Raw genomic sequence first — 13,970 nt, forward strand, 5'->3', positions numbered from 1 at the left:
AAGGGTTGCCTGCTGAAAGCCTTTTATAATGAATGTATAGAAATGATCTAACCAAAGAAACGAGGAGTGATGCGGTCATGAGAGCAAATACCGGAGGCGCGCCCGGCTCCGTCGCGACAAGCGAAGCGCGCAGATCTCCCCTCCTGCAGCGAAGAAGAAGGCTGAAGCAGAATATCCCGCTTTGGATCATGCTGATCCCGGTCATCGCCTTTTATATCATCTTCAAATACATCCCGATGGGCGGACTTATGATCGCCTTCAAAAACTATAACTTTGCCGACGGCATTCTGCACAGCCCCTGGGTCGGCCTTAAGCATTTCAAGCTGTTGTTTTCCTCCGCCAATACGGTTCAAATCATATGGAATACCTTTTGGCTCAGCTTTTTAAATCTGGTGTTCGGCTTTCCTATCCCCATTGCCCTCGCGATTTTGCTGAATGAAGTCAGACAAATGTGGTTTAAGAAATGGGTCCAGACCATCGTCTACTTGCCTCACTTTTTCTCCTGGGTTATCGTGTCGGGGATTGTCCTGACGTTGTTCGCTACCGACTATGGTTCGGTCAATAAAATCCTTAAGCTGTTCGATATGGAACCGAAAACCTTCCTGTATGACTCGTTCTCCTGGATCTCGATCTTTGTCGGTTCGGGCGTATGGAAGGAGATGGGCTTCAGCACCATCATTTATTTGGCGGCGCTTACCACTATCGACCCCTCGCTGTATGAATCAGCCTGCATGGATGGGGCCACTAAATGGAGACAGATCTGGCATATCACGCTTCCCGGCATTCGCCATACGATCGTTCTGCTGCTTATTCTGGCTATGGGGAGGGTGATGGAGGTCGGCTTCGATCAGGTCTACAACCTGCAAAATTCAGCCGTAGCCGGTGTATCCGAGGTCATCAGCACTTACATATATAAAATCGGGCTACAGCAGGCCCAGTTCAGCTTGACCACCGCCATGGGACTGTTCGAATCGGTCGTCAGCTTCACCTTGGTGCTTCTGGCCAACTGGATTGCCCGCAAATTCGATCAAGCGCTGTTCTAATTGAAATGAAGGAGGGATCGCATGAAAGCGACAACCGGTGAAAAATGCTTCTACGCCCTCAATTATATGGCTCTGGCGGCCATTGCCTTAACCTGCTTGCTGCCGTTCCTCCATATTATCGCGGTCTCGTTCAGTGAAAGGGGGGCTGTCGAATCCGGACATGTCTTTTTGTGGCCGGTCGGTTTTCAGCTCACCGCTTATAAATTTTTCTTCATTGCAACTCCGGCTGTCAAGGCGTTCCTGAATAGCTTATGGATTACGATCGGCGGCGTCACCCTGAGCATGCTCTGCACCGTTCTGGCTGCCTATCCGCTCTCCCGGCCTTATTTGTACGGGCGCAAATATATGGTCCTTGCGATGGTATTCACGATGCTGTTCTCAGGCGGGATGATTCCCACCTATCTGGTTGTCAAAAGCCTTTCGCTGATAGATTCTTATTGGTCCATCTGGCTTACCGGACTGATAAGTACCTATAATATGCTTCTGATGCGGAGCTACTTCGAGAACATTCCCCGCGAGGTGGAAGAGGCCGCCCAAATCGACGGCTGTAATGAAACGACGCTTCTCGTCCGCATCATTTTGCCTCTGTCGCTACCTATGCTGGCTACGCTGGCTCTGTTTTACGGTGTCAGCTACTGGAACGCGTTCATGAACGTGCTGATGTATATCAACAAAAGCGACATGCAAAATTTAACGGTCATTGTCCAGGCCATGCTGCAAAAAAACGATGTTTTGGCGGCCGCTTCTACGGATATCGTCGAACAGCAGCTGGTGATGAACGAAATGATCAAATCGGTAGGGGTCGTCGTCATGGTGGTTCCCATGCTGCTGGTGTATCCGTTCCTGCAAAAGTATTTTGTCAAAGGTGTTATGCTGGGGTCGGTCAAGGGTTAACCGCAAAAGAAAGGCTGTACTGCAAAGTTTCCGCATGCTTCTTACCAAGGCTCTCTAACAAATTCAAGGAGGAGAAAGGGTCATGAACCAAAAGAAACTATGGGTAGGGATGAGCTTGGCAGCTGTATTGGCTATGGGGGCCGCTCTCGCCGGATGTACCGACAAGAAGGAGACGCCTGCAGCGTCCGGCAAAACCGACGACAAGGCACCTGCCAAACGGGGGGATATCACCGTTACGATGTATGACCGGGGAGCCGTTCCGGCATCGGAGGGCTCGTACGAGGAAAACCGCTGGACCAAATGGATAAACCAGAACGGGCCTGTCAATGTCAAGTACGTACCGGTGCTGCGCAGCGAGTCCACGAAGAAGCTGAACGTGCTGTTCGCTTCCGGCTCGGCACCCGATGTTATTAACGAATATAATACGCCGTTCCGTCACGGAGTGTATGAACAAAAGCAGCTTCTTCCGCTGGATGATTACTTGAAATTTATGCCGGAATACCAGAAGCTCCTGACTCAGTTCCCTCAACTGAAAAAAGCCGGTACCAAGCCGGACGGCAAGCTATACGAAATCGGCAAGCTGAAGGAGGCCTCACCGCTGCATGTGTTCTTCATTCGTACCGACTGGTTGAAAAAGCTGAACCTGCCTATGCCGACGACAGCCGAAGAGATGATGACCGTGGCCAAGGCGTTCGCCGATCAGGACCCGGACGGCAATGGCAAGAAGGATACCTACGGCATGAACATCAGTACCTACTCGGAGACGGCTCTTAATGAAATGTTCGGCGATTCCATGTCCAAGAGCCAGATTTCTTGGGGGATCAAGGACGGGAAGGTCGTTCGTTTATGGGAGAATGAGCTGGCTTCACTTTCCTTCAAAAAGCGTCTCTACGATGACGGCATCATCGACAAGGACTACATCAACGATAAGGACGGAGCGAAGGCGAAGCAGGACTTCCTGAACGGCAAGATCGGTATTTATATTAATTCCAGCGTAAGCTGGTTTGACTTTGCGATCAATGATCTGGCTACGCTGAAGAAAAATGCCCCTGGAGCGGAAGTTGCGCCTCTGCCTTATCCGAAGTCGCAGTTCGGCCAATTTACCGGGGCGATCGATAATCCCGTCCAAATGACGACGGTTGTCAATGCCAAGGCAAAGGACCCTGAAGCGGTCATGCGCTATCTCGACTTTATGATGAAGCCGGAAACCGGCATCAAGATTACGTTCGGAGACGAGAATGTTCATTGGAAAAAAGGCGCGAACGGTTGTCCGCAAATTATCGACCCGGCCAAATCCAAAAATGAGGTCGGCTATGCCGGCGACTATGAAATGTTCCTGACCCGGGCGACGGACAAATGCAGCTTCGTGGTAAACCAGTTCAACCCGGATGTGCCGGAGCAGAAGGCGGGACTTGAGCTGTATAAGGAAGCTCAAAAAACGTATCTGGACCCGTCAAGACAATATCCGGGGATTACAATCGGCGAACATATGCCGCCGTTCCCGAATGATCTCAATGTGATTCATACGAGCCTGCTGAAGGACATGACGGATATTTATGTAAAGGCGATCATCAGCGGAAGCAAATATTCGCCGGAGCAGGCCATCAAGGATGCGCAATCGGCCTGGGATAAAGCGGGCGGCAAACAGCTCGAGGATTATATGAACAAATGGTATTCGGAGAACAAGGATAAAGCGTTCCTGGCCAAGGACGTCTGGGATATCGTCAAGCAGCAGAAGGACCAGTTTAAGTAAATCATGCCATAGTTAAGATGCATCAAGAGGAGCTTATTGCCATATGTCGTAAGCTCCTCTTTCCTGTTTGAGCACAATTCCATTCATACCCCATAGGGTATGAGACAGCCTCTGGAGGAGGTGATCCCGAACCTGCGAATATGCTGAAGGAAGCAAGCTTGTCCGGTAATTTGATCATGGTTGATTGAAGCAAAGCAAGCGATACATTCCAATCTCAGGAAAGGAAGTTGTGATGGATGAACAGGTTGAAGAAAGGCTGCTGCGCTCTCGTAATGATGCTGTCTATCGGATCTTTATTCGGGGGTGCTGCCTCGGCGGAAGCTGCTGCCCCCAAGTCGTTTTCGGTGCTGTCCTTAAATGTGGCCGGGCTGCCCGATGTGGTATCAAGCGGAAGTCCGGCCGCTAATACGCAAAAAATCAGCCCTTTGCTTAACGACTACGATATCGTCGTAGTCCAGGAGGATTTCAACTACCATAATGATCTCATCAAATACGTGACCCTTCCGTATCTTTCTACCACGAGCGGACCAGCCGGCATAGGAAGCGGGCTCAACCGAATGTCCAGGTATCCTTCTACCGATTTTATCCGTACCAAATGGAACAAGTCCTACGGCATCTTCGATAACGGAAGCGATCAATTGACGCCCAAGGGCTTCGATGTGGCAAGACATCAGCTGGAGCCGGGAGTCAATATAGACGTGTACACGCTTCATGCCGATGCAGGGACAGACAGCGGTTCGATGGATGCACGCCGGGATAACATCCGACAGCTCAAGGATTACATCAAAACGTACTCGGACGGGAACGCCGTCATTGTTATGGGGGATACGAACTGCCGGTATACCCGCAGCGGGGATGTGATGGAGGAGCTGCTGGATGAGAACCATCTGAAGGATGCCTGGATCGAGCTGGTGCGTAACGGCAGCATTCCTCCCGACGGGGATGCGCTTATGGATTCGAGCCAGCTTAACGGACCGAACTACGAAGTCGTCGATAAAATATTGTATCGCGGAAGCAGCATCGTTCAATTGCAGGCGACCTCCTATAAGCTGGAGGATACCAAATTTACGGACAGCAGCGGCAACCAGCTCTCGGATCATTATCCCGTCTCCGCTGTCTTCCAGTACACGATAGCTTCCAATGTGTCCGTGAGCAGCCCTTTCGGAGGATCAGGGGGTAATTTCTTCAATCAATTGGATCATCTTCCTGCCCAATCCAAAATAACCAAGGTAGAGCTCAGCTCGGGGAACCGTGTGGACGGCTTCCGGTTAACGTTCGGCAATGGTACGGTGTTGACGGCAGGCGGTGCGAGCACGAACGGATATCAGGCATTGCAGCTAGCTAATGACGAGTATATAAAGGAGATTACGGCGCATAAGGGACAGCGGAACGGCGATGATCGAATCTTCTACCTGGAATTCAAGACGAACAAGGGGAATGTTCTGTCCGGAGGCACCAAGACGTCTTCAGCTGCAACCTTTAAGGCTCCGGACGGTTCGTATATTGCCGGCTTCTTCGGCAAGGCAGAGGCGGAGCTGGATCGAATAGGAGTCATTTATAAGCAGCTTGCGCCATAATGAAGGGGCCAAGGTGCTAAATAAGCGGTGCATCCGTTAATAGAAGCCCGGTTGGAACAATCGTTGTAATCACTATTTCCAATCGCGTAATAAGGATAGGATAAACCTCCAAGCCATTTGGAGGTTTTATTTATGCGTTAAGCCAATAAAACGCGGATGCCCTGACCTCCATAATTTGCTATAATTATAGGAATTGAACGATTGTCAATTATCGAGCACGATTTTTGTATTGGAAATGAGCAGGGGGTTACTATGAACAATATTCAACGTATTTGCGTTTTCTCCGGTTCTAATCCCGGGAACCATACCGATTACGAGGCTTCTGCACTGCGCTTGGGAGAGGTGCTGGCTGTCCGCGGCATCGACCTGGTCTACGGCGGAGCGAGCGTCGGGCTGATGGGCCGTGTTGCGGATAAAGTGCTTTCCATGGGAAGAAAAGCGATTGGCGTTATGCCAACAGGCCTCTTTCGCGGGGAAATCGCCCACACCGGCTTGACCGAATTCCACGAAGTAGGTACCATGCACGAGCGGAAGAAGCTGATGGCTGACTTATCCGATGCGTTCATCAGTATGCCGGGAGGCCTCGGAACTTATGAGGAGCTGTTCGAAGCCGCATGCTGGTCGCAAATCGGAATTCATCAGAAGCCGATTGGGCTATTGAATGTAAGAGGCTTCTATGATCCTCTCATCGCCATGCTGGAGCATACCATAAGAGAGGGCTTTATGCGCGAGGAAAATCTCGGACTGCTCGTGGTTGAGTCCGATCCTGAGCTCTTGGTGGAGCGTCTTCTACATTATGTTCCTGTGAAGCAGGGACAGAAATGGGTGGAATTAAAGTAACACCCGAATGTTGTACCATGGATTGAGTGCTTAAACACCAAAGGACCCATAACCCGCCGGTTGGCGAGAGGGTCCTTTTAGTTATTACCGCTAACTTAAGATTATCTGGAGCGGCTTCCAGTTGGCGTAATAAGAGGGCCCATCTCCTCTTGCGGATAAGCCCTGACATTACGTTTAAAAAATACTCCAGTCAAAAGCAGCCGAAAGTGTCTCCAGCAAATGCACACCAGCGGTACTGTTCCCCTTTGCATTCAATGCAGGACCTACAACACCGATACCGTATCGGCCCGGAACGAGGGCAAGCACACCCCCGGAGACGCCGCTCTTGGCCGGAAGCCCGACACGAATGGCGAAGGCGCCGGATTCATTATACATCCCGCAGGTTATCATGAACGATTTGGCGATCTGCACATAACGGCGGGGGATAAGCTGACGGCCGGTTTGCGGATCGGTGCCGTCATAAGCCAGCACCAACGCCATTCTCGCCAGATGCAAGCAGTTCACTTCGATGGAGCAATGCTTGAAATAGACCTCCAGCACTTCCTCTACATCGGCATCCAGCACACCATTGGCTTTAAGAAAATAAGCCAGCGAGCGATTGCGGTGAGCGGTAGCCGTCTCCGAACGAAATACGGCGTCGTTATAGGTTAACGAGCTATCGCCGGCAAGCTCCCGGAAGAACGACAGGATGCGCTCGGTCTTCTGAGCCGGTGTATCTCCGTCAATAAGCGAGGAGACCGTGATGGCTCCGGCATTGATCAGGGGATTAAACGGAATGCCCGGATCGACAAGCTCCAGCTTCAGCATGGAGTTAAAGTTGTCCCCGGTAGGCTCCATACCCACCTTGGCGAATACGCCGTCCTCTCCTTTATCCATTAAGGCAAGCAGCAGTGTAAATACTTTGGAAATGCTCTGTAATGTGAAAAGCAGCTCATGGTTCCCGGCGTTGACCCTTCCGGAAGAACCGTCCAGGATGGTCACTCCGAGTGCATCCCAAGGAGCATGGGCCAGCTCCGGAATGTAAGAGGCCACTTTCCCCTGAGATGATTGCTTGCGGCTTGCTTCCACCCAGCCGGGAAGCTCTTTGCTAAGTCGGCTCCATTCGGAATCCATACATTTATTCCTCCACTCGATTCCTTTTTTTTATCTTTTTCGACAAGGGCGTCTTTCATCCCTTTGTGATGTAACAGGGAATTTTGAAAAACTTTATTGCCATACATTTCTGGAAAAAGTTAACTGAAGCACAGAGTCAGGTTAGCTCGGAGGTATTTTCATAAAAATGGGAGCCGGAAAGGAAGAGGTTATATACGGACTATAGATGTTTACGCTTACAAAGGTGATAATCGGTGTGATTCCGTTCTCCTCTATGCATTATGCTGGCCCGGAGACGGCAATTCCATCCGGAAGCCAATAGGAGGTGACTCCCGCAACGAATCCTTATGGTATGTAAAGGCTAGATCATTATGAAACCTGAAGGAGGTAAAGTAAAGGTTATGAGAATGAAAAAGGGATCATGGAGTTCATTTTTGAAGCTGTGGGTTGCGTTATGCACAGTGCTGCTTGTGTGGACACCCATTCCAAAAGCGCAGGCGGCGGTTACGCAGGCTGGGGTTGTTCAGAACATTAACATAAACGACAGCGCGAATGCCGCAGCCTGGTCACTTCAATACAGCCTACAGCCTGGGGATAAGCAATATGGAGACCGGGCGACGACCATCACTACGCTGCCGGATCCATATTACGGATGGCAGTGGTTTCAAGCTGCAGCGAGCTCCAAGAATTACACGGGTTCTACACTGCTGTCTTTTCAGGTGCTGGTAAAAGCCCAAATCTATGTGGCATGGGACTCAAGAAAAACGCTGCCAAGCTGGCTGTCCGGCTGGTATGATACCGGAGATGACATGGTCAACAGCGATTCCGTGAGGTTTCGTGTTTATAAGAAAGATGTAAGCGCTAACACAAATGTTGCTTTGGGCAATACCTCCGGCGGGGACAGCTATACGGTTATCGTAAAGGATTTAAGCCCTATCGGCTGGGCGGGCTACGACGCTCTCGGGCAAAACGGCACGACAGGCGGAGCGGGAGGATCGATCGTGACAGCCACGAATCAGCAGGAGCTGGAGGCTTATGCCAACTCGGCAGATCCGCTTACCATTCGCGTTCAAGGGACCATCTCCATGTCGCCTTGGGGCTATAAGGTGAAAGTAAAATCGAACAAGACGATCATCGGCTTGGGTACCAAAGCAGCGCTGGTCTACGGGGGCCTGGAAGTAACGAACAACGAAAAAAATGTCATCATCCGCAATCTCACCATTAAAGACTCCTTCCAATCCTGGGACGGGAAGCTGGGGGATTGGGACGCAATTACCGTTCAAAATGGCGCCCATCATGTTTGGATTGACCGCTGCACGCTGACGCATATGGAGGATGGCTTGATGGATGTTGTGAAGGGCGGCGATTACGTCACCTTGTCCAACACCGTGCTATCCAACCATAACAAAACGATTGGCATAGGAACGGACGGTTATGCGAACCGGCCTCGCGTTACGATTCACCATAATTTTTTCAACGGAACGAATCAGAGGAACCCAAGGGTCAATAGAGCCGATGTCCATGTGTTCAACAATTATTATCTGAACATTGGGGACTATGGTATTACAAGCCATAACGATGCGGATGTTTTGGTCGAAGGCAACTATTTCAAGGATTCGGAGGATGTCACGCAGATCGATCTGGCTACCCCGGGAGATATTGTATTTACTAGCGACAACATCAAGGATAACTGCACTGGGGCCAACGATACGAGGGGAAGCGTGTTTAATCCGGCAGACTACTATTCCTATATCAAAGATAGCGCGTCAACTGTGCCCGCCAATGTTCTCAAAACCGCCGGCGCAGGTAAAATCCGCAAATAGCAGAAAGGATGGTCCATATGCTGAAATGGTGGAAGATGGTTTGCGGCGCAGCGCTGCTGGCGGTTTCGCTGGCTTCAGCCCTGCCTGCAGGGCAAGCTTATGCTGCTGCCCCTTTGTGGGATGATGATTTTAACGCCGGCACGGCAGGAGCGGCACCCTCGGGATATACTTTATCCGAAGCGGGAGGTACCGTTAGGGTCGTTAACGTGCCCAGCGCATCGAATAAAAGCGTCTATCTGAACGATACCAGCACAACCGGGCTGGTCAATTTGAAGAAGACGTTTGCGGCACAGACGGGAACGACGGAGCTGGAGCTGAAATTTATGCAGCCGGCAATGGTGAATAATACGAAGATAATCCGCTTGTTAAGCGGTAATACGCCTGCCGTCTCCATTGAAACGATATCCGGCGGCATTGCTTACCGCAACGCGGACAACACCTATACAACGCTGATAAGCGGCTACCAGCCGAACATTTGGTACAGCATCCGGATTGTGGCCAACGCTGCCACCGATAAAGCAGACGTGTATTTGAATGGTGTCAAGAAGGTGAGCCAGGCGTCCTTTTATTCCGCTGTTTCGGTCATTGACGGATTGGAGTCGTATACCCCCAACTCCTCGGCAGGGTCTCATTATTTGGATGATGTCGTTGTGAAACCGGCAGCGTCCGGCGTGCCATCCGGAGCATTAATCGTTGATGCCGCAGGCGGCCCGGGCGTCTACACGACCGTTCAAGCGGCCATTGATGCGATTCCGGTGAATAATACGACCCCCAGGACGATTTATGTGAAGAACGGCACCTACAATCAGAAGCTTACGTTCCCGGCCAATAAGCCATATATCACTCTGCTCGGCGAAAGCGCGGCCGGTACGATTCTCACCTATAACGACAGCGCTTCCTCAGCGGGAGGAACGACCAACAGCTCGAGCGTATTCGTCTACGGTAATGATTTTACAGCGGAAAATATTACGTTCCAGAACACGGCGGGACCGGCCGCAGGGCAGGCGGTTGCGCTGTACGTAGGTGGGGACCGGGCCAGCTTCGGCAATGTGCGAATCCTCGGCAATCAGGACACGCTATATGCCAACGGCAGCGGAAGACAGTATTACCGGGACAGCTACATCGAGGGTACGGTCGATTTTGTCTTCGGGTCGGCTACGGCCGTCTTCGAGAACTGCGAGCTGAAGAGCAAGAACGGCGGCTATGTCACTGCCGCATCCACAGACCAAAGCAAGGCTTACGGCTATGTATTCATTACCAGCAGCCTGACAGCCGGCGGGGCGGGGAATGACACTGTCGCTTTGGGACGCCCTTGGCGGCCTTATTCCTCGGTCACCTATTTGTACACATGGATGGATACCCATATCAAGCCTGCCGGCTGGGATGATTGGGGGAATGCGGCGAACCAGAGCACAGCAAGGTACAAAGAATTCGGCTCTACGGGACCCGGAGCAGACGCAGCCTCCAGAGTCAGCTGGGCAGGGCAGCTAACCTTATCGCAGGCGGGTGCGATGAGCGCACAGAGCGTGCTGGCGGGCAGCGACGGCTGGGATCCGACGTATTAGGAAGAAAGCCTTCTAGCTTGCTTTTATAGCAAATCGAGGGCCTTAAGCCTCCCCGCAAAGTGCCTGAGCCGCTTTCGAAGCCATGGCCCACTACTTTGTCGGGTTATTTTAATATTCATGGTAAAGTCATGGGAATAAGGAGGGTCAGGGTTATAATCTAGATACGGAAATCATTCTATGATATACTTTTCTAAGCAAAAAATACGATTAAGGAGTAAAATAATGGAAAAAACATTGATTTTCGGTCACAAAAATCCGGATACGGACTCGATTTGCTCGGCTATTGCTTATGCTGATTTGAAGACGAAATTAGGCGCTAACGTAGAGCCTGTTCGTCTTGGCAATATCAGCAGCGAAACTCAATTTGTTTTGGATTATTTTAAAGTAAGCGCGCCGCGCTTGGTTGAAGCTGTGGCTAACGAAGTGAACGACGTTATTTTGGTCGACCACAACGAGCGTCAACAAAGCGTAAGCGACATTGAGAAAGTCCGTGTTACTGAGGTTATCGACCATCACCGTATCGCCAACTTCGAAACCAGCAATCCGTTGTACTATCGTGCCGAGCCTGTAGGCTGCACAACAACGATTTTGAATAAATTGTTCAAGGAAAACAATGTACCGGTTCAAAAAGAAATCGCAGGCTTGATGCTTTCCGCCATCATTTCCGATACCCTTCTTTTGAAATCCCCGACTTGCACAGCTCAAGACGTAGCGGCTGCTCGTGAATTGGCTGAAATTGCAGGCGTGGAGCTTGAAACATACGGCTTGGCTATGCTGAAGGCCGGCGCAGACCTGAGCGACAAAACCATCGCTCAACTGATCTCCCTGGACTCCAAAGAGTTCCAAATGGGCGGCAGCAAAGTAGAAATCGCTCAAGTGAACGCTGTGGACGTGAACGACGTTCTGTCCCGCCAAGCGGAGCTGGAAGCGGCTCTTTCCCAAATCATCGCCGACAAAGGGCTGGATCTGTTCCTGTTCGTCGTTACCGACATCTTGAACAACGACTCCATCGGCGTAGCATTGGGCAGCAAAGCCAGCGCGGTAGAGCAGGCTTACAACGTAACATTGTCCGGCAACAAAGCGGTGTTGAAAGGCGTTGTATCCCGCAAATCGCAAATCGTGCCGGTATTGACCGACATTTTCAACAAGCAATAATTGCGCTTCGGATAAATAGCTCCCCAACAGGAAATGGCTTCATCAGCCTTGCTCCTGTAAGGGGAGCTTTTTTTGAGGAATTATTAATATCTGAGATATAGAGGTGAGAGCTATGCTAGCCAAGCTGCTATTGGAATCGAACGCCACGGTCATTTTCTCGGGTGCCGGGATGTCCACCGAAAGCGGACTGCAGGATTTTCGCTCAGCGGATCGGGGGATGTGGAATAACCGGAATCCAATCGAGCTCGCAGACATTGAAGCTATCCATTCGAACCGGGCGGAGTTTGTCCGTTTTTACCAATGGCGTATTCAAGAGATGAACTCACATCAGCCCAATGAAGGACACTATATTCTAGCAAGCTGGGAGCAGCAAGGACATATCCGCGGCATCATTACTCAGAATGTGGAAAATTATCATGAACAAGCGGGCACAAAGCGGATAGCCAAGCTGCACGGAGATCTGGGGAGCATGCGCTGCATGAGCTGCGATAAGCAGTATGAATCCCGAATGTACGGTCCACCTGTCACGATGACGACATGCAGCTGTGGAGGGGTTATCAGACCTAATGTCGTGCTCTTTGGAGAAATGCTTCCAGATGCTTCGCTTCGGCTAGCAGAGAGCCTCATAGATGGAGTTGAGCTGTTTATTGTGTTGGGCTCCTCATTACAGGTAAGCCCAGCCAACCAGCTTCCTAGAAAGGCAAAAGCTCAAGGAGCGAAACTGGTCATTGTGAATTATGACCCGACTCCTTTGGATTCTTATGCAGATTTGGTCATTCATCGCTCTATAGGTGAGACTTTGCTAAAGGCGGATGAGGAGATAAGGGGATAGAAGGCGTATATGGAGCAGGATACGGTCTATTCCCATGTATTTAAAGACTTGCAGCTATCCTTAAACAAACTGTTTACTCTGGAATAAACACAACAAAACCGGCGAGACGTTTCTCGGCCGGTTTTCCTTCTTACAAAAATTTCCTGTTATGCTTCTTCCCGTCATAGGTGAACAGCACAGGCTTCGACTCCACGACCGTTTCCAGATGAACGGTCTTGCCCCACAGCTTCTGAATATAAGGGAGCGTACGCTCCACATATTTCAGATCCAGCTCAACGCCTTCGTAGGAGTGCTTCAGGTACAGCTCCCCGTTCTTCTCGTAATCGCCGTTTTCGACGACGATATAAGGGAAGCCGCCATTGACGCGGGAATAGACGAGCTGATCGCGGATATGGGCCCAGGTTTTGTCGGTAATCTTCCATTCAGGGCCTTTCTTCTCGAAAATGTACAGGTCCATATCGTCAACGAGCTGCTTGGTCAGGTAGTTGCGGATGAAGGACAGGTCGGAGTCGTATTCGCGGACGTCGAATATTTTGCGGCGTCCCTGGCCTTTCTGACGTCCGTACCGCTCCTGTTCTTCCTCTGTCGGATTATCCCAGCGCTTCTCGATATCCTCGAAAATTTTTAACCCCAGATAGTAAGGGTTCAAGCTGTGCCGGGACGGAACGACGACAGAGGAGTTCAGCTTGGCGAATTCGATCGTCTCATCCTCAGTCAGATCCAGCTCGCGGAGAATCCGTTGATGCCAGTACGAAGCCCAGCCTTCGTTCATGATCTTCGTCTCCAGCTGCGGCCAGAAATACAGCATTTCGTCGCGCAGCATTGTCATGATGTCTCGCTGCCAATCCGTAAGGTAAGGCGCATGCTCCTCGATAAACAGCATAATGTCCTTTTCGGGCTTGGCCGGGAATCTCGGCGTTTCTTCCTTAAGCGCAGGCTTTGAGGATACGTTGTCCAGGTCCCACAGGTCCTCGTAGCCGAGCTTGCGTTCGGCGGGCTCTTCTTTTTTCTTTGGCTTTCGCTCCAGATTTCTGCGGGTTGCATCGTACGGCTTGGAGATGGAAGGATCGACATGCTCCTGGATGGCCAGCACAGCGTCGATGAATTGTTCCACCTCGTCGGTGCCGTACAAGATTTCATACTGCCGGACGCGCTCCGCCGTAGCGGACATGCTCTCGACCATGTTGCGGTTCGTCTTGGAGAAACGGGCGTTATTTTTGAAAAAGTCGCAGTGTGCCAGCACGTGTGCGACAATGAGCTTGTTCTGGATCAGGGAGTTGCCGTCGAGCAGGAAGGCGTAGCAGGGGTCGGAGTTGATGACAAGCTCATATATTTTGCTTAAGCCGAAATCGTACTGCATTTTCATCTTATGAAACGTTTTAACGAACCATCAGTA

The 13,970-nt window shown here is 50.9% G+C and carries 11 protein-coding genes; 9 read left to right on the forward strand and 2 right to left on the reverse strand.

The window, feature by feature from the left end; genetic code table 11:
• Nucleotides 1-77: 77 nt before the first annotated feature.
• The 5 genes from B1728_RS00535 to B1728_RS00555 all read left to right on the forward strand — a co-directional run bounded on the left by B1728_RS00535 (nt 78) and on the right by B1728_RS00555 (nt 6,107).
• The gene (locus B1728_RS00535) at nt 78-1,043 is read left to right on the forward strand and encodes an ABC transporter permease (RefSeq protein ID WP_079908226.1); all 966 of its coding nucleotides are present in this window, start codon (nt 78-80) and stop codon (nt 1,041-1,043) included.
• 21 nt (nt 1,044-1,064) lie between these two features.
• The gene (locus tag B1728_RS00540) at nt 1,065-1,937 is read left to right on the forward strand and encodes a carbohydrate ABC transporter permease (protein ID WP_079908227.1); all 873 of its coding nucleotides are present in this window, start codon (nt 1,065-1,067) and stop codon (nt 1,935-1,937) included.
• 82 nt (nt 1,938-2,019) lie between these two features.
• Complete coding sequence (locus B1728_RS00545) at nt 2,020-3,690, forward strand: extracellular solute-binding protein (RefSeq protein WP_079908228.1); 1,671 nt, start codon at nt 2,020-2,022, stop codon at nt 3,688-3,690.
• 236 nt (nt 3,691-3,926) lie between these two features.
• Nucleotides 3,927-5,267, forward strand: coding sequence for a jacalin-like lectin (locus tag B1728_RS00550; RefSeq protein WP_079908229.1), 1,341 nt, complete (start codon nt 3,927-3,929; stop codon nt 5,265-5,267).
• A 261-nt stretch (nt 5,268-5,528) separates the two neighbouring features.
• Entirely contained in the window at nt 5,529-6,107 is a 579-nt protein-coding gene (locus tag B1728_RS00555) for an LOG family protein (protein WP_079908940.1), read from the forward strand.
• A 174-nt stretch (nt 6,108-6,281) separates the two neighbouring features.
• Here the strand turns inward: B1728_RS00555 and glsA are convergent, their stop codons facing one another.
• Nucleotides 6,282-7,220, reverse strand: coding sequence for a glutaminase A (gene glsA, locus B1728_RS00560; RefSeq protein WP_079908230.1), 939 nt, complete (start codon nt 7,218-7,220; stop codon nt 6,282-6,284).
• 380 nt (nt 7,221-7,600) lie between these two features.
• Here glsA and B1728_RS00565 point away from each other — a divergent pair, with 380 nt between their 5' ends.
• From B1728_RS00565 to B1728_RS00580, 4 genes are all read left to right on the forward strand, one after another.
• Complete coding sequence (locus tag B1728_RS00565; RefSeq protein WP_179135822.1) at nt 7,601-9,022, forward strand: pectate lyase family protein; 1,422 nt, start codon at nt 7,601-7,603, stop codon at nt 9,020-9,022.
• Between the two features lie 17 nt (nt 9,023-9,039).
• A complete protein-coding gene (locus B1728_RS37155; protein ID WP_306293498.1) occupies nt 9,040-10,587 on the forward strand; it encodes a pectinesterase family protein in 1,548 nt (515 codons plus the stop codon).
• 222 nt (nt 10,588-10,809) lie between these two features.
• On the forward strand, nt 10,810-11,742 hold the full coding sequence (locus B1728_RS00575; RefSeq protein WP_079908232.1) for a manganese-dependent inorganic pyrophosphatase: 933 nt from the start codon (nt 10,810-10,812) through the stop codon (nt 11,740-11,742).
• Nucleotides 11,743-11,854: 112 nt separating this feature from the next.
• Entirely contained in the window at nt 11,855-12,574 is a 720-nt protein-coding gene (locus B1728_RS00580; RefSeq protein WP_079908233.1) for an NAD-dependent deacylase, read from the forward strand.
• Nucleotides 12,575-12,704: 130 nt separating this feature from the next.
• Here B1728_RS00580 and B1728_RS00585 read toward each other — a convergent pair whose 3' ends face one another.
• Nucleotides 12,705-13,940, reverse strand: a complete 1,236-nt coding sequence (locus tag B1728_RS00585) for a SpoVR family protein (RefSeq protein WP_483310960.1) — start codon at nt 13,938-13,940, stop codon at nt 12,705-12,707.
• Nucleotides 13,941-13,970: the final 30 nt, after the last annotated feature.

Origin of the sequence: Paenibacillus sp. 32352 (assembly GCF_002042965.1) — a bacterium.
Lineage (GTDB): Bacteria > Bacillota > Bacilli > Paenibacillales > NBRC-103111 > Paenibacillus_S > Paenibacillus_S vulneris.

Bases quoted from the DNA above. Each gene is read 5' to 3' on its own strand.
- B1728_RS00535 (WP_079908226.1), top strand. From the start codon at position 78: ATGAGAGCAAATACCGGAGGCGCGCCCGGCTCCGTCGCGACAAGCGAA.
- B1728_RS00540 (WP_079908227.1), top strand. From the start codon at position 1,065: ATGAAAGCGACAACCGGTGAAAAATGCTTCTACGCCCTCAATTATATG.
- B1728_RS00545 (WP_079908228.1), top strand. From the start codon at position 2,020: ATGAACCAAAAGAAACTATGGGTAGGGATGAGCTTGGCAGCTGTATTG.
- B1728_RS00550 (WP_079908229.1), top strand. From the start codon at position 3,927: ATGAACAGGTTGAAGAAAGGCTGCTGCGCTCTCGTAATGATGCTGTCT.
- glsA (WP_079908230.1), bottom strand. From the start codon at position 7,220: ATGGATTCCGAATGGAGCCGACTTAGCAAAGAGCTTCCCGGCTGGGTG.
- B1728_RS00565 (WP_179135822.1), top strand. From the start codon at position 7,601: ATGAGAATGAAAAAGGGATCATGGAGTTCATTTTTGAAGCTGTGGGTT.
- B1728_RS37155 (WP_306293498.1), top strand. From the start codon at position 9,040: ATGCTGAAATGGTGGAAGATGGTTTGCGGCGCAGCGCTGCTGGCGGTT.
- B1728_RS00575 (WP_079908232.1), top strand. From the start codon at position 10,810: ATGGAAAAAACATTGATTTTCGGTCACAAAAATCCGGATACGGACTCG.
- B1728_RS00580 (WP_079908233.1), top strand. From the start codon at position 11,855: ATGCTAGCCAAGCTGCTATTGGAATCGAACGCCACGGTCATTTTCTCG.
- B1728_RS00585 (WP_483310960.1), bottom strand. From the start codon at position 13,940: ATGAAAATGCAGTACGATTTCGGCTTAAGCAAAATATATGAGCTTGTC.